At 58.9% G+C, this 21,759-nt stretch carries 18 protein-coding genes; 7 read left to right on the forward strand and 11 right to left on the reverse strand.

Annotated features, from left to right (window positions below; translation table 11 throughout):
* Positions 1 to 31 precede the first annotated feature (31 nt).
* The 4 genes from N4T19_RS10435 (at position 32) to N4T19_RS10450 (ending at position 4,721) form a co-directional block, all read left to right on the forward strand.
* Complete coding sequence (locus N4T19_RS10435) at positions 32 to 1,564, forward strand: N-acyl-D-amino-acid deacylase family protein (protein ID WP_260720153.1); 1,533 nt, start codon at positions 32 to 34, stop codon at positions 1,562 to 1,564.
* A gap of 76 nt (positions 1,565 to 1,640) precedes the next feature.
* Positions 1,641 to 3,050 carry a gluconate:proton symporter gene (locus tag N4T19_RS10440; protein WP_260720154.1) on the forward strand — a complete coding sequence of 470 codons (1,410 nt, stop codon included), beginning with the start codon at positions 1,641 to 1,643 and terminating at the stop codon, positions 3,048 to 3,050.
* Positions 3,051 to 3,058: 8 nt separating this feature from the next.
* Entirely contained in the window at positions 3,059 to 3,889 is an 831-nt protein-coding gene (locus tag N4T19_RS10445; protein WP_260720155.1) for a serine hydrolase, read from the forward strand.
* A 16-nt stretch (positions 3,890 to 3,905) separates the two neighbouring features.
* Positions 3,906 to 4,721, forward strand: a complete 816-nt coding sequence (locus N4T19_RS10450; RefSeq protein WP_260720156.1) for a carbon-nitrogen hydrolase family protein — start codon at positions 3,906 to 3,908, stop codon at positions 4,719 to 4,721.
* 390 nt (positions 4,722 to 5,111) lie between these two features.
* Here the strand turns inward: N4T19_RS10450 and N4T19_RS10455 are convergent, their stop codons facing one another.
* The 11 genes from N4T19_RS10455 to N4T19_RS10500 form a co-directional block, all read right to left on the reverse strand.
* A complete protein-coding gene (locus N4T19_RS10455; RefSeq protein WP_260720157.1) occupies positions 5,112 to 5,246 on the reverse strand; it encodes a hypothetical protein in 135 nt (44 codons plus the stop codon).
* A 291-nt stretch (positions 5,247 to 5,537) separates the two neighbouring features.
* The gene (locus tag N4T19_RS10460; RefSeq protein WP_260720158.1) at positions 5,538 to 7,697 is read right to left on the reverse strand and encodes a TonB-dependent siderophore receptor; all 2,160 of its coding nucleotides are present in this window, start codon (positions 7,695 to 7,697) and stop codon (positions 5,538 to 5,540) included.
* 104 nt (positions 7,698 to 7,801) lie between these two features.
* Positions 7,802 to 9,301, reverse strand: a complete 1,500-nt coding sequence (locus tag N4T19_RS10465; RefSeq protein ID WP_260720159.1) for a PepSY domain-containing protein — start codon at positions 9,299 to 9,301, stop codon at positions 7,802 to 7,804.
* Between the two features lie 11 nt (positions 9,302 to 9,312).
* A complete protein-coding gene (locus N4T19_RS10470) occupies positions 9,313 to 11,385 on the reverse strand; it encodes a TonB-dependent receptor (protein ID WP_260720160.1) in 2,073 nt (690 codons plus the stop codon).
* A 194-nt stretch (positions 11,386 to 11,579) separates the two neighbouring features.
* Positions 11,580 to 12,050, reverse strand: a complete 471-nt coding sequence (locus N4T19_RS10475; RefSeq protein ID WP_260720161.1) for a copper uptake system-associated protein — start codon at positions 12,048 to 12,050, stop codon at positions 11,580 to 11,582.
* 21 nt (positions 12,051 to 12,071) lie between these two features.
* Positions 12,072 to 13,835 carry a TonB-dependent receptor domain-containing protein gene (locus N4T19_RS10480; protein ID WP_409935176.1) on the reverse strand — a complete coding sequence of 588 codons (1,764 nt, stop codon included), beginning with the start codon at positions 13,833 to 13,835 and terminating at the stop codon, positions 12,072 to 12,074.
* A 305-nt stretch (positions 13,836 to 14,140) separates the two neighbouring features.
* Positions 14,141 to 14,536, reverse strand: coding sequence for a DUF2946 family protein (locus N4T19_RS23350; protein ID WP_409935177.1), 396 nt, complete (start codon positions 14,534 to 14,536; stop codon positions 14,141 to 14,143).
* Positions 14,537 to 14,561: 25 nt separating this feature from the next.
* Positions 14,562 to 15,050, reverse strand: a complete 489-nt coding sequence (locus N4T19_RS10485; RefSeq protein WP_260720162.1) for a copper chaperone PCu(A)C — start codon at positions 15,048 to 15,050, stop codon at positions 14,562 to 14,564.
* A 41-nt stretch (positions 15,051 to 15,091) separates the two neighbouring features.
* A complete protein-coding gene (locus N4T19_RS10490; RefSeq protein WP_409935178.1) occupies positions 15,092 to 15,709 on the reverse strand; it encodes an SCO family protein in 618 nt (205 codons plus the stop codon).
* The gene (locus tag N4T19_RS10495; protein WP_260720163.1) at positions 15,706 to 16,545 is read right to left on the reverse strand and encodes a DJ-1/PfpI family protein; all 840 of its coding nucleotides are present in this window, start codon (positions 16,543 to 16,545) and stop codon (positions 15,706 to 15,708) included. Before N4T19_RS10495 ends, N4T19_RS10490 begins: the two co-directional genes overlap by 4 nt.
* Before the next feature lie 296 nt (positions 16,546 to 16,841).
* The gene (locus tag N4T19_RS10500) at positions 16,842 to 17,201 is read right to left on the reverse strand and encodes a DUF2946 family protein (RefSeq protein WP_260720164.1); all 360 of its coding nucleotides are present in this window, start codon (positions 17,199 to 17,201) and stop codon (positions 16,842 to 16,844) included.
* A 243-nt stretch (positions 17,202 to 17,444) separates the two neighbouring features.
* Between N4T19_RS10500 and N4T19_RS10505 the strand changes: the two genes are divergently transcribed.
* From N4T19_RS10505 to N4T19_RS10515, 3 genes are all read left to right on the forward strand, one after another.
* The gene (locus tag N4T19_RS10505) at positions 17,445 to 18,992 is read left to right on the forward strand and encodes a sensor histidine kinase (RefSeq protein ID WP_260720165.1); all 1,548 of its coding nucleotides are present in this window, start codon (positions 17,445 to 17,447) and stop codon (positions 18,990 to 18,992) included.
* The gene (locus N4T19_RS10510) at positions 18,977 to 20,353 is read left to right on the forward strand and encodes a sigma-54-dependent transcriptional regulator (protein ID WP_260720166.1); all 1,377 of its coding nucleotides are present in this window, start codon (positions 18,977 to 18,979) and stop codon (positions 20,351 to 20,353) included. The genes N4T19_RS10505 and N4T19_RS10510 overlap by 16 nt, the downstream gene beginning before the upstream one ends.
* Positions 20,354 to 20,526: 173 nt before the next feature.
* Positions 20,527 to 21,651, forward strand: coding sequence for an SLC13 family permease (locus tag N4T19_RS10515; RefSeq protein ID WP_260720167.1), 1,125 nt, complete (start codon positions 20,527 to 20,529; stop codon positions 21,649 to 21,651).
* The last annotated feature ends 108 nt before the right edge of the window (positions 21,652 to 21,759 follow it).

The raw sequence follows: 21,759 nt of genomic DNA on the forward strand, positions 1-21,759 counted from the left end.
AATGAATTCTGCGATTTGATAATCGCCTCCCATGAACGTGAATATTGCAAACAACGAGACAACGACCCCCTGCAAGCTGGCCGATGCTGCGCAGCCCGTCGGCGCGCCAAGCAGTGCCAAGCTGGATCTGATCATCGAAGGCGGCTGGGTGGTCGATGGTAGCGGTGAGCGGCGTTATCGCGCCGACGTTGGCGTACTGGACGGCCGCATTGTGGCGATCGGAGAGCTGCATCAGCACACAGCCGTGCGACGTATTGATGCCCGCAACAAGCTGGTGGCACCAGGCTTCATCGATGTGCATGGCCATGATGACCTGATGTTCATCCAGAAGCCCGGCCTGCCCTGGAAGACCACCCAGGGAGTAACCACGGTGGTGGTGGGCAACTGTGGCGTTAGCGCATCTCCCGCTCCACTGCCCCACAACACAGCCGCATCGCTGGCGCTGCTGGGCGACATTCCGCTGTATGCCGATATGGAACGCTACCTCGCCACACTCGAGTCATTGCAGCCGCAGATCAATGTAGCCGCCCTGGTAGGCCACGCCAACCTGCGGCTTGCCATCATGCGAGACCCCGCGGCCGAGCCCACGCCGCAAGAGCTGCAGGCCATGCAAGCGCTGCTGCGCCAGTCGCTGGCAGCAGGCGCGGTGGGCTTCAGCACCGGGCTGGCCTACGAGCCCGGCTGCTACGCATCGCAAGCCGAGTTGGAAGCACTGGCCCGCGTAGCCAAGGAATTCGAAGCACTGCACACCAGCCACATCCGCAACGAAGGCAATGAGGTCGAACAGGCGGTGGAAGAGGTACTCAGCGTCAGTCGCAACAGCGGCTGCGCCATGGTGATCTCACACCACAAATGCATGATGAACGCCAACTGGGGCAAGAGCGAGCGCACAATTGCCAATATCGATGCCGCGCGCGCGCAAGGCACGCAGGTGTCCATGGACATCTACCCCTACTCGGGCAGCTCCACCATCCTGATTCCTGAGCGCGCCCATCTGATAGAGCGCATCAAGATCACCTGGAGCACACCGCACCCCGAGTGCAATGGCATGTACCTGGCCGATATTGCCGTGCAATGGGGTTGCGACAAAGAGGAGGCCGCCCGCCGTCTGCTGCCCGCCGGCGCCATCTACTTTGCGATGGACGAGCAGGAGGTTCAGCGCATCTTCCAGCACCCTTGCTGCATGGTGGGCTCGGACGGTTTGCCCAACGACTCCAACCCACACCCGCGTCTGTGGGGCACCTTCACCCGCATCCTTGGGCGCTATGTGCGCGAGGATCGCCTCCTCAGCGTCGAGCAAGCAGTGCGCAAGATCACCAGCCTGCCAGCTTCCGTCTACGGATTAGTCAAGCGCGGCCAGATACGCCCGGGCTATTGGGCGGACCTCGTGGTGTTCGACCCCGACACCATCATCGACCGTGCCACCTGGGATGAGCCGACGCTGCCTTCCGAAGGCATTGAAATGGTGGCAGTCAACGGCCAGATCGTCTTTCCCCCCCCCGACCCTGCCCAAACGCCAAGTACCAGGCCAGGCCAGGTGCTGAGACGCCAGCCACCAGCCTGAAGTGCCGGGCGGCATACCAATCCCATAAGACCCGATTCCACGGGCCATCGATAGATTACAAGGAGAAACAACCACCATGTCTGCCACCATTGATGCCTCACCAGGCAAAGGCTACGCGGCCATCGCCGTCTTCCTGCTTGGGCTGGCTATCGCCATCACCACACACTTCACCATACCGGGGCAAACCAGTCTTTGGGGGCTGACACCAGTGGTGGTGTTCGCCATCATCGCCTTACTGGGTGTGGACATTGTGCTTTCAACGATAGGCGCCATCGTGCTCGGCGCCATCATGACAGGAACCACGCCGATAGGCATGGGCAAGCTGCTGGCCGAGTCGCTGGGCTCGTTCATTGCAGTAGTAGGCCTCATCATCGTTCTGGGCGCGGGTGTTGGCGAGGTGGCAGCGCGCACCGGTGCTGCTGAGCAGATGGTGCGCGCCATCGTGCGCAAGATCGGCCTGTCCAACCAACTGCGCGTGCGCCTGGGCATCATGGTCACATCCGTGTTGATCTGCGGTGCCCTGGGCACTTTGGCTGGCGGTAACGCCATCATTGCAGCGGTGGTGATTCCCATCGCAGCGGCCGTGCGCCTCTCGCGCCCTACCGTGGCCGCCCTGTTCCAAACCGCAGGCTCTGCAGGCCTGGTGCTTGGCCCCTTTACCCCCAATGTGGTGACCGTGACTGGCCTCACCGGCCTCAGCTATGGCGAGTACCTGCTTGTGGCAGGGCTGCCTATGGCAGCGGCAACGCTGCTGGCAGGATGGTTCATGGCCGGGCGCATCCAGAAGATGAGCGAAGCCGATTTCCAGTACGAAGAAGCCAGCCTGGGGCAAGCCGCTTTTGACATGAACAAGAAGGCCGAACCGTCGGCCGTGCGCGCCGCTTGGGGCTTTTGCATCACCATCGTCAGCCTGGCGATTGTCGGTGTACTGGCCAAGGCGGGCTTTGCATTTGCAATCGTGGTGATGGTGGCGCTAGGCGCTGTAACCGGCCTGGCCAGTGGCATGCGTCCCAATCAGATTCTGCAAGCCATGTATGCCGGCGCAGGCAAACTGATCTGGATTTTCTTCCTGTTCTGGCTGTTCAACCCGGTGCTGGTACTGGTCGACAAACTTAACGCCTATCACGCCCTGCTCGATACGGTTCAGCCCTACCTGCTGGGAGTGAGCGGCGCGGCGCTGTGCGTGATCATCTTGCTGTTCAATGTGATCGGCCATATCCCCGGCGCAGCCGTGGCGCAGATGACTTTCACCGCCAAGATCTTCGGCCCCTTGCTCGCAGCCGCAGGCGTGGGCCCAGCTGCCACGACGGTAGTGATTCTGGGCAGCTCGCAGATCGACTGGTTCGGCCCCTTCCCCAGCTCCGATATGTTCGGCCAGATGGGCCTGGCACGTTCGAACCAGCTTAAGTACATGCTCTATAACGGCTGGGCGGTGATGATCGTGAACATCCTCGTGCTCTCAACCGTGCTCTACGTGATTGTGTAAGGATGCCCATGGAGCCCACCAACGCCCATCTCGAGGGCCAGATACTTGCCCTCGCCCGCCAGCGGCTCAAGGCCGATGGTGTCGGCCTGTCGCTGTGCCTGATGGAGCCCTGCGGAAACGAACTGCTCAGCATTGGCGCTGGCCAGACCAAGCCCTCGGCCAGCACCATCAAGCTTGCCATCCTGTTGGCCTTGCTCGAGCAAGTCGATGCAGGCCGCCACCAGTTGCACGAACGTATCGCCATCACGCCCGCTAACCGCGTGGGCGGTACCGGTGTGCTGCACGGCCTGCCCAGCGTGGCGCAGCTCACACTCTCCGAGCTGTGCAGGCTGATGATGGTGGTGAGCGACAACACCGCCACCAACCAGCTCATCGACTTGCTGGGCTTTGGAGCTATTAACCAGTATCTGCAGGTCGCAGGCCTAGGGCACAGCGCGCTGTGCCGAAAGATGATGGACAGCGAAGCGCAAAAAGCTGGCCGCGACAACACCACCTGCGCCCGCGATCTGTGTCTGCTGATGGCCCGCTTGCAACGCGCAGATTCGCTCAGCACCGCCATGCAGAGCTTTGCGCTGCATCTGATGGCTACCGAGCGGCACCAGCCCCTGCTCTGCGCGGCGTTGCCTGCAGGCGTGCAGGCCAGTAACAAGACCGGGCAATTGCCCGATCTCCGCAACGATGCTGTTGTTTTTACATACGGCGAGCGCTCGCTGATCCTGGCCGTAATGGCTACTGGTTTTCAGGACACGGTCACCAGCACCAGCATCTATGGCGGCCAAGGAGAGTTGCTGCTGGCAGAAATCGGCGCGCTGGTCTGCCGTACATGTCTAAAACCATAACCTCGGGGAGACTTTCATGCGTATTCGAATCGCTGTATTGCAGATGAACAGCGGCACCGACTGGGAGGCCAATATCGATGCCTTGGAGCAAGGCGTAGCTGCAGCCGCCCAGGATGGCGCGCAACTGGTCGTGAGCCCGGAGTACACCGACATCCGGGGCGATGCAGCCACCATCGCCCGCCACGCCTTGCCGCTGGATGGTGCCCTGTTGCCGCGACTGGCGCAGCTAGCCAGCCGCCACGGCATTTATCTGCATGTGGGCTCAGTACACGAGAAAGTTACCGCACAAAACAAGCTGGGCAACACCGGGTTGACCTTTGGCCCTGACGGCCGGTTGCTGGCCACCTACCGCAAGCTGCATCTGTACGATGCGGTGGTAGGTGGCCAGCAGTACAAGGAGTCAGACGACTTTGTGCACGGTGACGCACTGACCCTGGTGGACATACTGGGCATGCGTGCCGGCATGAGCATTTGCTACGACCTGCGCTTTCCAGAGCTATTTCGCAGCCTGCGTGCGCAAGGCGCCCATGTCATCGTGGTACCAGCCGCCTTCAACGTACGCACCGGCCACGACCATTGGGAGCTGCTGCTGCGTGCACGCGCGGTAGAAAACCAGTGCTACGTTATCGCCGCCGCCCAGATCGACGGACCCGGCCCTGCACTGCCATGCCTGGGGCGTAGCATGGTGATCGACCCCTGGGGCATTGTGATGGCCTGCATGCCTGATACCACCGGGCATCTCTGCGCAGACATCGACCTGGGGCGCATTGCCAGCGTCCGCGAGTCGCTCCCTGCCTGGAGCCACCGCCGCACGGATGTCTATAGCACCTGACGTCCGTACGGCCGCTGCGTAAGCGTTCGGCGAACCCAGGTCTTGAGCCTTTAACATTCACCTGTCCAGCCTCTGGGGGTCAGTTCACAATGATATGCACCCCGAAGGCAAACAGGTGAGATAGTTGCCCCGCCTGTTGCTAAGTAAGCTCACCCAAAGGGTGGAAAAACTATTCCCACCATTTGGGCCCCCATGTTAGTTTCCCCCGCCTACACTAGATGTCAAAGAAATCAACATCAGGCTGCAAACGGTCAGTAACAGTCGGTCTCGGCACATGAAAGCAGACGCTCCACGTACCAACTGAGCGGGCGAAACGCCAGGCCACTATGCCCAAGGCCGTGATAGCGGCTCCGTTGCGCATTAGGTGGAATGCATTATTGCAGGCCTACATCAAAAGAGATTTACAAAGCTCAGAGTCGCCGACCAGGCCAGCTCAAGCAAAGCCCACGCGGAAAAAAATCCGTTCACTACAAGAAAAATCGCGCCAACGACAATCACTAAAGCGACGAGTTGCGCAGCTTTCATGCGGTGAAGTCTCCCGAAAAAGCCAATTTTTCATTGTTCATAGTAGGCTCCTACCGATATGCCGTTTCGTGTACCTTTGCCTAATTTTAGATTGGTTATGCCTGTCCCCTCTGGGTCGGCCTGCGACGGTCGCAGATCGGCCAGTAGCTGCCGCTCGCGCAGCCCCGCACAACGACCGCTTATTTCTTTCAACCTCTAACTGCAAAACTGCGCAGATATCTGAGAATCGCTATCAGCTAGGCTCTAAGAACCTGGTCGCGCAGTTTTGCTGTGGTTGCCCAGGTTAGACTCCTAGATTCGGACTTTCAGAGTGAGATAAAACGACCTGGTCTGATTTGGCATCACCACAGGAAAGCCGAAGTATTGGTAGGGCTCGAAAGTACGACGCCCGGTCAAGTTATAGACCGATGCTTGCATGGTGTAGCGACCGAAATCGTATGCAGCCTGAGCATCCACTGTTGCCATTCCAGGCGCAGCAACGGTGTTCGGCAACGTGAGTTGCCGTGCACTGACGGCGGAGATGCCGGCGCCAAATGCCAAGCCCTGCGCCATGCCATCCCGCACGCGGTAGCGGAAAGCAATACGTCCACTGTGCTTTGGAACTCGTGTCAGCTTGTCCCCGACGGGAAGGGTGTTGTCACGCGTCACATTCGCATCGGTATAGGCGTAGTTGGCCAGCAGAGAGAACGCTGGCGTAGGCTCCCAGGTCAAATCGGTTTCGAAACCTCGCGCACGTTGCTGGCCCGTCTGAATGGAGAACAAGGGATTGCTCAGGTCGGGGGTCGTGACGTTGTTTCTGGTTTGCTGAAACAAGGCGAGCGTGCCAGAAAGCCCGCGTGCCTTATCTGCGAGCTTCATGCCGATCTCCACGTTCTTCGAGGTCTCTGGCTCGGGCGTCGACGACCCGATGAAGCCGAAAGGAGCACGAAACGCGGTCGCGTAGCCGCCGTATAGCGCTACGCCAGGCGCCAAGTCGAAGGTTACCCCCGCGCGGGGTGAGACATGGTGGTAGGTCTTGTCAGTTCCCTGTTCAGCCTCCTGGAACTGCAGCTGGGTGAAACGAAGCGAGCCTGTCAAGTGCCAACGGCCGTAATGTGCCTGGTCTTGCACATATGCTGCGAGCGTGTGGTAGCGATCGGTCTGGGTCAAGGTAATCGGGCTCTTGTCGCCAAAGCCAAGGTTGTACTGCGGGTTCGCAATGTCGATCGAGCCGACACTCGTGCCATCGAAACCCATACCTGAATAGAACTTCGTCAAGTCGTAGCCGATGCCAACGACCCACTCATGGCGGCCTCCTAGCATGTCGACAGGCGCGCTGAGGTTGACATCCAGCGCAGTTTCCCGTGTCGTGCCTTCCATTGTCATTGGAAAGATCGGGTAGCTTGTTGGCGTCGAAGGATCGGGGGCTGCGATGGCCGGATACACGAAGCTTCCGTACTGGCCAATGGTGCTTCGGTAGAACTGTGCGGTGGCATTCAGGCGCGCGCCGCCATCGAACGCATGACGCAGCTCAATCTTGCCGAGGCGATTGTTGATGTCGGTCAGCGGCTGGCCAATGGGTGCTCCTGCAAAGGCATTGCGGTCAATCTGTCCTGCCAGAGCCTGCTGCGCCGGCAACCCGGAGTATTCCAGCTGTCGGGTGCGGTTGTACTGGCCAGACACCAACAATTCGGTCTGCGCGCTAGGCTTGAAAAGAATGCTCGGTTGGAGAAACGCCCGCTTGCCATGCACCTTATCGATCCAGCTGTTGTTGTCCTGGTATTCACCTGCTAGGCGCAGGGCAAGCTGGTCGCTCAATGCTATGTTGTAGTCGCCATAAGGGTTCTTCGTGGAAAAGCTCCCGGCACGGATACCCACATAGCCGCCGCTTCTGCCGATTTCGGGACGCGTCGATTGCAGGTTGATGAGACCCCCCAATGGTGAGCCAAGGCCACCGCCGTACAAGCTTGCGCTCGGCCCCTTGAGCACGTCGATGCGCTCTACCCCTACGAGTCCCGCTGGGTTGAAAGCCTGCTGATTACCACCGAAGATTGACAAGCCATCGAGGTAGGTCTCTGCCGGAAAGCCTCGGATAATGGGCGCGATCAGCAGCGCTTCTTCTGGCTTGGTAGGCACTACACCAGAGACATTGACAAGGGCGCCTGCCAGTGTGTGCACGTCCTGGTCCTCCAGCAGTGATCGTTTGAGGACCGAGATGGATTGCGGGGTCTGGATAAGCGGTGTGTCGGTTCTTGTGGCCGAGTTGGAGGATGCGGCAACATAGCTTGGCCCCTCCTCAGTAACGACGACGGTCGCGAGGTCTTGAGCGGCGGAGTTTGCTCCAGAGACCCCAGCCGACGGCGACGTGATCGCGGGGCTTGCAGTTGAAGCTGGCGGCATAGACTGCGCGAATGCGAGTTGCGAGATGGGATAGATCAGCGCAAGAGATACAGCGATGGATGTTTTTTTCATGAGTTTGCCTATTGAATGTTTGGGATGTAAATCGCAAAAATGGGTTGGCGCTTGTGGGCCACAGCACTTGTGAAAATGGGGTTGCTCAGGATGGGGCGGAGGTGCTACTTGGTTGAAAGCACGAGCCTTCTGAAACCGATAACCACGCCGGTCAACGACAAAGCAAGCGCACCTATGCTCAACAGAACCAGGGCAAAGTCCCGCAGCCCCGCGTACCTGAGCATCCAGTGCAAATCCCAGCTGTGGAACAGGTTGAACAGCCAGCGGCCCGTACGCTGCGCTCGATCAAGGCTCAGTAACAGCTTCCCAGTCCTGATGTCCAGATAGGCAATCGTCTGCCCTGGGTCAGAGAACTGGATTTTCAAGACAGGCAGGCTGCGCGAAGCCCCCGCATACATCGATGATTCGCCGCGCTGGTAGTAGTAGGCATCGAATTGATGGAGGAGTTTGGTGTCCTGAATCGCATAGGGTGACAGAGCCCTGGCGGTTTTTTCCAGCTCCTTCAAGCTGAAGCCTTCTCGCACCTCATACGTTCCATTGACAACTTGGACCACCCGCGTATCGCCGCTCCTGGCCTGGGAGAGCAAATAGGGTCTACCGTCCAGTACAAGCCATTCGACCTCGACGGTCTCAAAATCAGCAGCCTGTAATGCAGCTAGCGCTTGGCGTGTGTCAATGCTTTGCGCCACTTGCCCTATGGCAGATTTTTGATAGCCGGCCTTGTCTAACTGCGCACGAGCGCTGAAGATGCCCAGTGGATTCATCGACATCAGGCCGCTGAAAATCCACAGCACCATCACCAGTCCAAACAGCAGGCCCGTAATGTGGTGCCACCGCATCTGACATTCGCGATACGGAGTCTTGGAGCCCGACTTGTAGCGGCCTCTGAATCGCCAGCGCCATATTCCGACCAAGGCACCGGCTAGCGCAGAGACCGAGCCAATGGCAGAAAGCACGATGACGATCCAGCTCCAAACCGCATCTTTGGAGCCATCACGGAACATGTATACCCAGTGCAGCCATGCGCCCACATAGTTCCAATACCGCTGTGACCTGGGCGCAGCCATCACCACTTCGCCAGTCGTCGATGAGATGTACAGCAGCTGCGCTTGCGCGTCGTCCATCTGGACCTTTATCAAAGGCCTGTGGGGATCGAGCGCGCCCGAGTGGGTCCAGCGGTCGTCCTGTGTCTTGCCCAGCAGCGTGCCCGATGACGCTGGTAAAAATGCCTGGGCGCTGCGCAAGGCGAAGGCACTGCTGACGGCCCCAGCAACGTTCCCTTGCAAAGCGTCCACGACTTTGAAACTGCCACCACGCTCCTTGATGCGGTACACAGGTTTCCCATCAATGCTGGTCAGCACTATTTGCAGCACCTCGTCTGGTGAAGTGCTGTGCTGCAATGCCGTCGCCACGGACAAGCAGCTAGGGGCCAGTGACAGTGGTGGCAGCCGCTCCAGCCGCTCTTGAGGGAGCAGCTTCGGATATCCGATGAACAGCATCACCACGCCGCTGACGACCCACAGCGCGATAAGCACGCAGGCAAACACCCCTGTCCACCGGTGAACCAGGTATACCAATCTCTTTGCTTTGGCCGCAGCTCCCATGAGGTGGCAACCTAGAAGCGGTGGTTGACGGTCAGCTCAACCCTGCGGCCTTCACCCACCAACCACTGGCTGGTGGTGTAGTAAGCCGTCGAGAAGTACTGCTTGTCAAACACGTTGAACCCGCGCAGCGTCAAGGACATAGCAGGGGTGGCTTTCCACTGCAATGCCAGGTCTGCGGTGGTGTAGCTGGGGAGCTTGAGGGTGTTGGCATTGTCCGCGTAGCGCTTGCCTACATGGCGCAGGCCGCCTGACAAGGTCCAGTCTGGAAAGAATTTCCAGCCCAGCCAGATGTTGCCCACCCGCTCAGGAACATCCGTCGGGACATTGCCATTGCGCGATACCGCCACTCCCCCGACCGACTCATTGAAATCATCGTATCGAGCCCTGAGCAGCGCAGCGTTGGCGTCAATCTGCAGGGCGCTGGTGACTTGCAGATGAAGCGTGCCTTCGACGCCTTTGGACGAGCGCTCACCCACCTGAATGCGAAGTGCAGGATTGCTGGGGTCTCGGGTCAACAGATTGTTCTTGGTAATGGAATAGGCTGCGAGCGTCCAGTCCCCCTTTCCTTCCCAAAACGACTGCTTGAGTCCAATTTCGACTTGCTTTCCTGTCGAGAGATTAAAAGCTGAATTGGCTGCGGACAACATGAGCAGGCCACCAACCGGGTCCGCAGCCTTTGAGAACTGGGCATACAAAGACAGCTCGGGGTTCACTTTATAGACTGCGCCCAGACGCCAACCCGCATTGGAATAGCGGCGCTCAAAAGCCTGACCACCTGTGACCAGGTCTTGGCGCTCGAGGTCTGAATGGTCAAACCGCGCACCTGCGACAAAGGACAATCTGTCCGTCAGTTCCAAGCGGTTTTCTGCAAACAGTGCGTATTGCTCAACCTTGTTGCGGTAGCGGGGGATGTAGGGCACCGCGCTGCTGTAATTTCCAGGAATTGGGTGGTAAGGATCGACCGAGCCAGAGCTACCCGTGTATGTGTTGTTGCTGTGCTGGAAAGAAGCCCGATTGACATCAAACCCCAACGACACTTGGTTTGCCAGCCCAAACAAGTGGCCGCTGATAGCAACATCCGTCGTATTGCCCGTCTGCGTCTGGTCATGGCCAATCTCGGTGTTACCCGAACGGTCGACCAAACCTGAAGCAGGGTTGTAGACATAAGTCTCGGCATTGCGCCAGTAGCGCTCACTTCCGATGTGGTAGAGCTTGCTGCGTACGACGACATGGCTGTTGGGCACCCACTGTGCCTGCAACTCGGTCCATCGATCCTGGTATTGAATGCGGCTGTCAGCTACGTTGTAGTTGCGCTCCCGAATGGCAGGATCCTGCACGCCATTGATCAAAGGTGTGCCGAAATAGCGCATTGGTTTTTGCTTGCCATAGGCATGCGACAACTGCAAAGAGAAGTCCTGGCTCAGATCCCAGCGCAAGGCGCCGGAGATGGTTTGGTTGCTGAATTCGCCACGATCGACCCAACCGTCCGCACGGTCACCGCTCATGTCCAGGCGATAGGACCACTGGTCGTTGATGGCGCCTCCACTGCCGAACGCCAAGGCACGCTTGCCATCGGTGCCCACTGTGGCCTGCACTTCGCTGCTGACCGGACCTCTGCTCGGCTTCTTGGGCACCACATTCACCACGCCGCCAATGGCACCATCGCCATAGATGACGGAGGCTGGGCCCCGCAACACTTCGATGTGGTCTATCGACCAGGTATCGAAAGGAAAGCTGACGCCCACCCCGCCGTATTGGCGCGTGCCATCGTACAGGCGCATCACCGATGTGGTGTCCGTGAATCCCCGTGCCTGCAACGAACTGCCGCTGTTGCCGGGGTGGCCAAGGCTCGTGATGCCCGTGGATCTGTTGATCGCCTCAATCACCGACGTATCGCCTTTGGCTTCCAGCTGCTCGCGCGTGGTCACTTCAACGCTGGCAGGCGTGTCGCGAACTCCAATGTCCAGTCGGCTGCCGGTACTGGATGCGCGATCAATGCTGGTGTTTCCCGACGAACGCACCGTCACTGTCTCTAGCGTCGTGCCCGTTTGCGCGATGCTATGGGTATGGTTAACACTCAGCATAACCACCCAAGGGAGCCATGCTAGCGGAGCAGCACTGTGTAGCCGAGGCCGTGACAGAGTAGAACCCACAGGGTGGATGTCCCCATTTTTAGATGCAGAATGTTTTCTTTTCATAACTGAATGCGAGATAGCGATCAACTGATTTTTAAGACAGTTGTGTTGTATTAAATGGCTGACTATTTTTCAGAAGATAATTAGTGTTTGCCTGGCGCATTAACTTTTACTATCCCTTCGAATGAGGCAAGCTGAACTCGTAACTCGGGAGTTAAGGAAGATTCTGCTCGAATCACTTTATTGGTGAGTCGGCGAGCTACGACAGGCTCCATTCCCGTCATAATTAAAGTTTTTTCTTCCTTAAGACCATCACCACCGCATACAGAAACAAACCAATGTCCGTCAGGTTTTCTAATCAGCAGTGCTCTCCCCCCTCGCTCGCCTTGGGTCCAGCCTGCGATGGCATACTGCCCCTCAATAACAACTGGATTAATGTTCAATTTGGTTTCGGGCCTGTCCCAAGTTGATAGCATCACATGCTTTATAGAATTTATGGCAGATGGTTCTTGGCTAGTCGTCAGCGCTGCATGAGATGCCTCTTTTGCAAAAGCATGGGGCATAAAGGTGAAAGCGTGGAGCAGCAGAAAGCTAGTCGCAATGAAGTATTTCATGAGATAAATTTCTTTGGGATATTAAAAACTCGCAGAAATTCCCACTTGCGCGGATCTGCCAGCCATGGGGTAGCCAGGGCGATATGCATAATCACGATCGAATAAATTCTCAACCGCTATAAATATTTCCCCCTTGTTACCCAGCGCAGGTAACGGGTAGGCTGCACGCAGGTTTGCGATTGCAAAGCCAGGTACACGCTCGGTGTTGCTCGCGTCGGAGCCTCGCGCTCTGCTCAACGCCCAAACGGCCGACTGGTACTGCGCATCAAACGAGACGCGAACAGGTCCAGCGTTTCCACTGGCGCCCATCGTCAGCGCTTTTCGGGGGCTGTAGGGAAGGTTGTCCATACTCGGATCAAGCAAGGTGAGCCCGACAAAGCCAGACCATCCCGCTCCTATTGCCTGCCTCAACGACAACTCCATGCCTCGCATGGTGTACCCGCCCAGGTTCAGGAACTGGGGAGGCGGAGGCACATCAGGTGGGAAGCCGAAGACATAGCGGTTTTTCACCTTGTCCTGAAACCAGCTCACGTCGATTTGGGTGGCGTCTGAAACGCTCCATTTAAAGCCGACTTCTGCGTGGTCCATTTTTTCGGCAGACAGGCTCTTCCAGGTGGATCCCAGTGCGGGAATCAGTGAAGACAAAAGCGGAGTTTCGAGGCCAGGGTAGTTGATGCCCCGCGACAGGTTGGCATACACGGTGAGTACGTCAGACACCAAGGACACCCCCAGGTATGGCGCAGTCTCAGAACCAAATTGGCTATGGTCGTACAGCCTGATGCCCACAGATGGAACCAGGCTCCACGCGGCCGATAACGGAACCTCCTGCCGAAGCCCCACGTAAGGTGAGGTAATCTTGAAAGTGGGGCCATCGAAATAGCCGGCAAGTGCGGGTGGTATCCGCTCAAACGTGGCATCACCAGCGATTCGGTCGTGGTCTAAGCCTGCCGTGATAACGCCCCCTTGCCAGGCAGAGAATTGCTCACGCCAACGCAAGCCAGACATTCGAAATTTGTTAATGCTGTTGCCATCAGGCGCAGGCTGATCCAGCCAGTCACCCCGGCCATGGCTGGTATAGAGCTTGAGTTCACCACGCCAGTTGTCATGCACATGGGAGAAAGAGGTGGTGAAAAGACTGGCCTTGGTGTTGTACTGGGGAGCCAGGTCAGGCGCTGCGATTCGTTGGTCTCCCGGATCCTTGGCCTTATTGTCGACATGCAATAAGCTGGCAGCGACAGACCAGTTGCCATCAAGCCGGTATCCCACGCGCCCCATCAGATTGCTCAGCTTGCCATCCGCATTTTTTCTGTGGCCATCCGACCGTGCGAATCCTTGTGACAGGCCCCAATCGAGGTCTCCATCCTTGCCCGTCAGGTTGAGTTGCTCGGTGAGGGTGCCGTAAGTTCCAGCGGAAACTCTGGCGTCACCTTGCAAGCCCTCTTCGGTGGCTTTCCGTGGTACCAAATCAATGGATGCAAAATTGTTCCCATTGACCAATGGCTGCGGACTCTTGTGGACGGTGATGGATTGCATCCCATTTATGGGCAATAGATCCAGAAGCGGATGGCTCCACAAGCCCATATAAAAGGGGACGCCATCCACATAAGTCTTGATCTCGCTGCCAGGGCGGCTCGCGCCCATTCCTCGGATATAGACGGCTCCACCCTGGTCACCACCAAATGCACCAACTGGGTTGTAGCGAGAGATCTGTACGCCTGGTGTCCGCCGCAGTGCCGCACCGAGATCCAGCGCATTTTGTTCGCGCAGTTGGTCCTGCGTGATCACTGCCGAATTCGCGGAATCAGCGTCTAGCTTGACCTCTTCCACCACTGAGCGGACTACGACGGTCGGGAGAACTGGAACACCCGAGTGGGTGCTGCTGGAAGAGGAAGCGATGGCCTGCGCAGAGTCTGGCGTGGGCACGGACTGCGCAAAGGCTGTTGGCATAACGCAGGCGATGGCGTACGCAACCCCTGCAGGAACAGAGGTATAGAAGATTCGATGCATTTTGATTTCAGAAAAAGATGCCCCGGGAAGGCGAGAACGGGCAGTGCCTGCCTGCAGGCACTGCGGTGTCACTCAAACTGAAGTCATTGCGGCGGTGCGCGCGGCAAGCCCGGTTGCCAAACACCATCGTTGAAGCTAGCTTCGCCGAGCCATAGTGGCGCATGTGGTAGCACTGCCTGGGAAAGCGCCCCGGGCTGTGGTTCGGGCGGCGGCAAGGACAGGCACGCAGGAAGTCGGCAATATGTACATGCCTGCGTGGGTTTGCTTGCATGCTCTTCAGAGCTGGCAGCATCACCCTCAAGCTGAACGAGCTGCGGTCCCTGACTTGTACAAACTTCTATCCATGATCCGCCCTTCTCCGATTGGAAAGAACGAGCGTGGGATGACCATAGCGCTCCCCAGACCAGCACGAAAATGACCAGCAGAACGCTACGGCGGCGCCCCGGGTCGAGTCGAGCAAGTTGGGTTTTTGCGCGCATGCTAGCTGTTGCTTGTCAGCTGCGATTAATGGGCATGGCCAGCTTTGTCGCCATGGCTTCCATGCTCCGCAGGAGCGCTGCTGCTGTTGAGAGGTCGTACAGGCGCTTGCACCTCAACCGTCTCACGCTCACCCGCTTTGCTCTCAAAGGTCAGGGTCAATGGGACGGTCTCACCTTCTTTGATGGGGCGAGGCAAATTCAACAGCATCACGTGATAGCCACCGGGCTTGAGCTCTACGGTTTTGCCAGCAGGCAGCTCCACTGCGGGAACTTGTCGCATCTTCATCGTGTTGTCTTGCATGCTCATCTCATGCACTTCCACATTTGGAGAGATGGGAGAGCTGGCAGATACCAGTCGGGTGTCCTTTGCAGATTGCAGCTGCATGAAGGCTCCGGTCGCCTTTTGTTGCGGAACGGTGGCACGTACCCAGGCGTCCTTGACGGTGATTTGTGCATGCGCGGCAGTGGCGATGAAAGCTACAGCCACAGCAGCAAAGCGGAAGATGGAAGTCATGTTTTCTCCTGAAGTTGGGATGGGTGATGGATAGATGATGGTCAGAGCAAGAGCTTGCGCAGGTCTTGGGCAAACTCCTGGGCACTTTGCTGATGGCGCAGCACCAGGCGCAGCTTGCCGCTCGGGTCGTAGACAAAGGTCAATGCTGTGTGGTCCATCGTGTACGAGCTACCGGTGGGGACCTTCTCATAATGGACTTTGAATTCCTTGGCCGTTTCTGCCGTCCGCTGCAGATCGCCGTATAAACCAATAAAGGTGGGATCGAAAGCGGCGGTGTAGGCTTTGAGGACCTCTGGGGTGTCGCGCTCGGGATCGACGGTGACAAACAGCACCTGCAAGCGCTCACCATCTTTGCCCAGGAGTTGCTTGACCTCTGCGGCCCGCACCAAGGCCGTGGGACAAACATCCGGGCACTGCGTGAAGCCGAAAAACACCATCACGGCCTTGCCTTTGAAATCAGCCAAAGTGCGTGTCTTGCCCTCTGGGTCTTTGAGTTCGAAGTCGCGCCCCTGCTGCGCCCCGCTGACATCGATGCCGTTGAAGACCATTTTTCGTTGACAGCCGGAAAGGCCCATCAGCGCCAATCCGCCCATGGTCAGCAGTGCTCTGCGCGATGGCCTCATTTTGATGCTCGCCATTTCCGTGTTCTCCAGTGTCATTGTTGAGGTCCTTTGGACGCCGAGTCGTAAAAGCCCTGAGAGACCAGCGCAGCGCGCATCTTCGGATTGAAATCCTTGAACATCTCCGCGACCATCTTGGTGACCTCTGGTGGAGCACTGAGTGGGGTGCCTGCGCTGTATGGCGGATCGGGGGCGTATTCCGCGAGCAGCTGCATGGTCTGTGCGTACGCGGGGTCACGCAGCATGCCGACGATGCTGAGACCCAAATCCAGGCCTGCGCTGACGCCTGCACCGGTGATGCGGTTGCGATCCCTTACGACTCGGGCCTGCACGGGAGCAGCACCAACCACTGTCAGTAGCTCATGTGTTGCCCAATGGGTGGTGGCTTGGTAGCCTTTCAGCAATCCTGCCGCGCCCAGCAGCAGCGAGCCCGTGCACACGCTGCTAACCCATTTGGCTCGGCGGCCACGGTCGGCGAGAAACGCAAGAATGTGTGGGTCTTGCATGGCGGCAAGGGTCCCGTCGCCTCCGCCCGGTACGAAGAGGATGTCCAGATCACGAGGGGCTTCGTCCAAGGTGACCGTTGGCATAAACGCGAGTTGGGTGTCGCTCACCACAGCAGACATGGTCTTGGCAACATGGTGCACCTTGGCACCTACCAGGCCTGCCAACATGTGTTGAGGGCCGACAAAATCCAGGGCAGTCATGCCGGGATACATCAGCATGCCGATTTGCTCAGCTCCCTTCCAGGATGCCGGCATGGCATGCATGTCGTGTTCTTTAGACATGTCTTCAGCAGCGGATGCTAACCAGGGGGAGGCAGCCAATGCGGCAGCAGCGACACGCAGAAAGCTGCGTCTTTCAGATGGCGTCATAAAAAACTCTCAATCGCCCAACAGACCATGTGCACTTGGCAGCGCATGGGGGTAGGCATAGCGTTTCTGTTCGCGGTCAACACGAATCCATACACCCGCACATCCCTTTCAGGATAGGTGCAGGCAGATGCGAGGGCTCATGGCATGCGTGGCCGCCCCAGCCGACTACGTTAATCAGACGGCTGAGCGATGACGAATGGCCGAACGCCATGACCCAGCGCTGACTGCGCTAGACACGAACAAGCACGGCTGAGTGCGCAAGCACGCAGCCTTCGGCAATACGCAAAAGCGGCGGATCAGGAGAGTGAGGGAGGACCGCGAGGAGGTAGCGGTGCACCCACCATCGCTGCGATGTGTGCAACGTAAATGGGTTGTAGCGCGTAGGAAAGCGGCTGTGGCATTTCCAGGCTAACGTGTGCCTGCGGCGGCGGAAGTGTCGCGGCCAAGCACATCGGACAGTCCAAGGTATGGTGTCCTGCAACGACTTCGTTGCCGTCTCGGTCCAAAACGATGAGCTTCATGCTTCCACCGGAAGAGCACACCATCTGCATAGACTGAGGCTGAATCACCGGGGATGCAACTGCAACACCCAGCGTCAACACAAACCACGCCAGAACCAGGCGAGTGAGCATTGAAGAGGTGCGCAAGATGTGCATGGTCATGGATTATGACAGCCGATCTCTTAATTCTTCAGTTTTATTTCTTAATTTATAGATTTCCGAAATCCAGTGAAATCGGTGATGCCATGGAGTCCTTAATTAACAAACCCTCTGCACCAACCAGTTCAGAAATGAAGTAACTTGCGCATGGACTGCCACCATTGTTCGCCCAGCCTGCATAGCCAGCGCATCGGTCGCGCTGAGTGCATCACTGCGCCAGAAGCTAAGACGCGTCGGCCAATGCCCAATTTGAGCCATGAGCCCATGCCAGGACAATGCGCGTGCGATGATTCATCAAATTGCGCACTGTGCCCTCCCATGAATTCCCTACGCACTCAGCTCAGCCTTTTTGGCGCCTTGCTCATAGCGCTCTGTATCGCCTTGGGTGTGGTCATGGCTACGCTTTACCGCAGCAGCGCCGGCGCGCAGGTTGACACGGCCCGCAATGCCACCCAGCAGTCGTGCAACGCAATCGCTGCGCGCTACGCGCAGTCAGTGTCGGCAGCACCACTTTCCCCTCCAACTTTTGCACCGCAGCTCGATCTGCTTCAGGTGCTGCTGCAGTTGGTGCTGCGGGAGGCACCCCATGTGGAAGGTGGTATCTGGCAGAGCCAGCAGGGATTGTTGGCCTATGCCTACCCAAGCTACGAGGGCAGCGGCATCAAACGCGATGTTCCACCTGCCGAGCAGCCCCTGATTGTGGACATCGCCCAACGCGCCACCCGCACCCAGCAGATACAGGTGGATGTGGTTCGCGGTAGCCGTGAGGCGCTGGTGGTTGCCGCCTGCCCGCTCAGAGGGCGCAACCAGGATTTGGCTGCCTGGACCATGACGCGTACCCACGTCGGTGCATTGGCTGCCCAGCGGAGTCTGTATATCGGTTTTGCGATGCTGCTGGCGCTGGTGCTGGTGTCTGCAGCTTGGCTGAGATGGATACTGCGGCGTGGTTTGCGTCATGTGGCTCGGCTGGAGACGCAACTCCTTCACGCTCAGGATGATGAGGTCCCTGAACTGGACCGTACCGGCCTGCGGGAGTTGGACCGGATTGTTGACAGCTTTAACCACCACCGCGAGCGCTATGCGCTGGCCAGCAAACAATTGCTGCAGGCGGTGCAGCAGCGCAACCGCGACCAGCGGCTGGCTGCACTCGGTCGCATGACAGGTAGCATTGCGCATGAAATCCGCAACCCTATTGCGGCGATGCGCCTCAAAGCCGAAAACGCGCTGGCGGCTGAGCCGGAGCGCTATGGGCAAGCCCTGCGTACCATCGTGAACCAAATCGACCGGCTCGACGGCTTGGTGCAAAGCCTGTTGGCGCTGGTGCAACCGCTGAGCCTGTCGCCCAGTTGTGTGGCGTTGAACGCCTGGCTCGAGGAACGGCTGGCGAGCGCGAGCCAGGCAGCGGCTTTGCGAAACGTGGCCCTCACCTTGCGCAACGAGGGGACGGCGGCCACGTTGCGCCTCGATCCCATTCACATGGCCCGAGCCATGGACAACCTGCTGGACAATGCGCTGCGCCATGCCCCCTCGGGCAGCCCGGTGCGGCTATCTGCCCAGCGCACACCAGCCAATACCTTGCTGCTTTCTGTGGAGGACGATGGACCTGGAGTGCCCACCAGCCTACAGCCCCGGTTGTTTGAACCTTTCGCCACCGGACGGACCGACGGCACCGGTCTGGGTCTGGCACTCGCACGCGAAGTGGCCCTGGCCCATGGCGGAGAATTGCGCTATGTGGCGCGCGGCGCCGGCGCCTGTTTTGAGCTGGAGATCCCATGGCAAGACTGCTGATCGTAGACGATGACAGGGTTTTTCGTGAAACCCTGGTGGAGACCGTTGAGAGTCTGGGCCACGAGGCAGTGCAGGCCGAGGACGGCCAGCAAGCGCTGAAACTGGTAGCTCAGAACCGTTTCGCTGCAGTTTTTCTGGACCACCGAATGCCCGGCATGGATGGCTTGCAGACCCTGACCGCGCTGCGTGCGCAGGTGCTGCGGCTGCCCCCGGTGATCGTGCTCACCGCCTATGCCAGCAGCAGCAACACCATTGAGGCCATGCGGCTGGGTGCGTTCGACCATTTGACCAAGCCCATCAAACGCCAGGAACTCGCTGAGGTGCTGGTGCGCGCACTGCGCAGCGATACCAGCGCCGGGACCTCCAACGCCCCACCCGCCAGCGCCACCGAGCCGGACAACCAGGACGAGTTGGTGGGGCCCAGCGAGACGATGCGCGAGGTGCACAAACGCATAGGCATGGCCGCGGCGAGTTCGGCACCGGCCCTGGTGTGGGGCGAGACTGGCAGCGGCAAGGAAATGGTGGCCAGGGCTTTGCATCGCCATTCCGCGCGTGCGCAAGGCCCGTTTGTGGCGATCAATTGCGCCGCCATTCCCCAGGAATTGCTCGAGAGTGAGCTGTTTGGCCATGTGCGAGGCGCTTTTACCGGTGCCACGCTGGACAGGCCCGGCTGCTTTCGTGCGGCCGATGGCGGCGTCTTACTCCTGGACGAGATTGGGGATATGGGCCTGGGGGTGCAGGCCAAGATTCTGCGCGTGCTGCAGGAGCAGGAAGTGACACCCGTGGGCGCAAGCCGCAGCATCAAGGTCGATGTGCGGGTGGTGGCGGCCACCCACCGCGACTTGGTGCAGGCCGTGCAGGAAGGCAGCTTTCGTGAAGACCTGCTCTACCGCCTGAACGTGCTGACAGTGCGTCTGCCTGCACTGCGTGAGCGCCTGGCCGATATCATTCCGCTGGCCGAACTCTTTTTGCGCCGTGCTGCAGCCCGGCAGGACGCCGCAGCGCCCAAGCGCCTGTCCGCCGATGCGGCCCAGGCGTTGCTGCGCCACCCATGGCCAGGCAATGTGCGGGAGCTGCGCAATCTGATGGAGCGCTGCCAGGTGCTGCTGCGCCACGGCCTGATTGAAGCCAAGGATCTGGGTCTGGAAGATGGTAGCTCCAGCGCCGCCGTGCGCGGTGAGCCAGCGCTGGCAGCGGATTGGCTGGCGGGCACATTGCCCGAGGCGGTGGAGCGGCTGGAACGCTTAATGATTGTCCAAGCGCTTGCGCAAAGCCAGGGCAACCGTGCTGAGGCGGCCCGCTCTCTGGGCATTCACCGGCAGCTGTTGTACCGCAAGGTGGCCCAGTACGGACTTGGCTAGTGCGTTCTTCTAGCGGACAGCCTGCTGTCCGTTTTCCGGACAGCGCATGGCCGCAAGGCATGCAAGTGCATGATTTGTAAATCAGCCAATCTAGCATGCGAATTGAATGTTCGCTGGCACGACCATCCACGCCGCCCTCCAGCATGCCTCCATCCTCTCCCGCGCCCTCCACCATGACGACCTCGACCCCCTCCTCGGGCGAACAGCCAGATACCCCGAGCGGCAATACCCTGTTATGGGTTTTATTGGCGCTGGCCATCGGATTTGCCGCCTGGCAGCCACACAGCCCGCAGGCCACATGGGCTCTGGTGGACTGGCAGACCATCGGCGCACTGGCGGGCCTGTTGGCGATTACCCAGGCAGTCGAGCGCAGCGGCATGTTGCAATCCACCGCCCAACGGTTGCTCACGCACGTATCGAGCTTGCGCGGTTTGGCAATGCTACTGACGGCAGCAGCGGCATTGCTGTCGGCCCTGGTGACCAATGATGTAAGCCTTTTCTTGCTGGTTCCGCTCACCCGTGTTTTGGCTGCACAGGCCCATTTACCACTGGCTCGCCTCGTGGTGCTGCAAGCACTGGCGGTAAACGCTGGCTCTGCGCTCACCCCTATCGGCAATCCGCAAAACCTTTACCTCTGGCACCGTTCTGGCGAGAGCTTTCTCGGCTTCATGGGCATGATGGGTCCGACCGTGGCCATCATGCTGGCCTGGCTGTTCGTGGCCGTGTGGTGGCTTGTGCCACGCACCGCCATCACGCTCAAACCAGAGGCAGCGCCTGCACAAGTGCATCCGCGTTTGCTCACCATGGCCGTGCTGCTGTTTGTGGGCTTTGTGTTTGCACTGGAGCGCCACTGGACCTGGGCCGGGCTCGGTCTGGTGTTCGGTGTTTTTGCGCTGGCAGCGCCTCGGGTCTTGCGCGGTGTGGATTGGGCTTTGTTGGCCACAATCGCGCTGATGTTTGTGGTGCTGCACCAGGTGGCAGAACTACCCGCCATACAGGCGCTGTTACAGCATTGGCCGATTGCAGAGGGCTGGCGGGCCTATCTCGCGGCCATCTTCGCCTCACAGGTAATCAGCAATGTACCAGCCACGATTTTGCTCGATGGCACGGTGCGTGATCTGCCTGCACTGGCCGCAGGGGTCAGTGTGGGCGGATTTGGTTGTGTGCTCGGGTCGCTCGCCAACTTGATTGCGCTGCGACTGGCCCGCCTGCCCAACGGCATGTGGGAGTTTCATCGCATCAGCATCCCCTTTCTGCTGGTCTGCGCTGCAAGCGCGGCGTTGCTCCGGCTGGGCTGAGACCCAGCTGTCTTCTAAGCGGACAGTTTTTGTCTCGCCTGCATCCATACTGCCCCGATACGCAGTTGCAAGCCATTGATTTTGAATGAGACCAAGTTGGCACGTCTT

Source organism: Comamonas squillarum (genome assembly GCF_025309455.1).
Classification (GTDB): Bacteria; Pseudomonadota; Gammaproteobacteria; order Burkholderiales; family Burkholderiaceae_C; genus Comamonas; species Comamonas squillarum.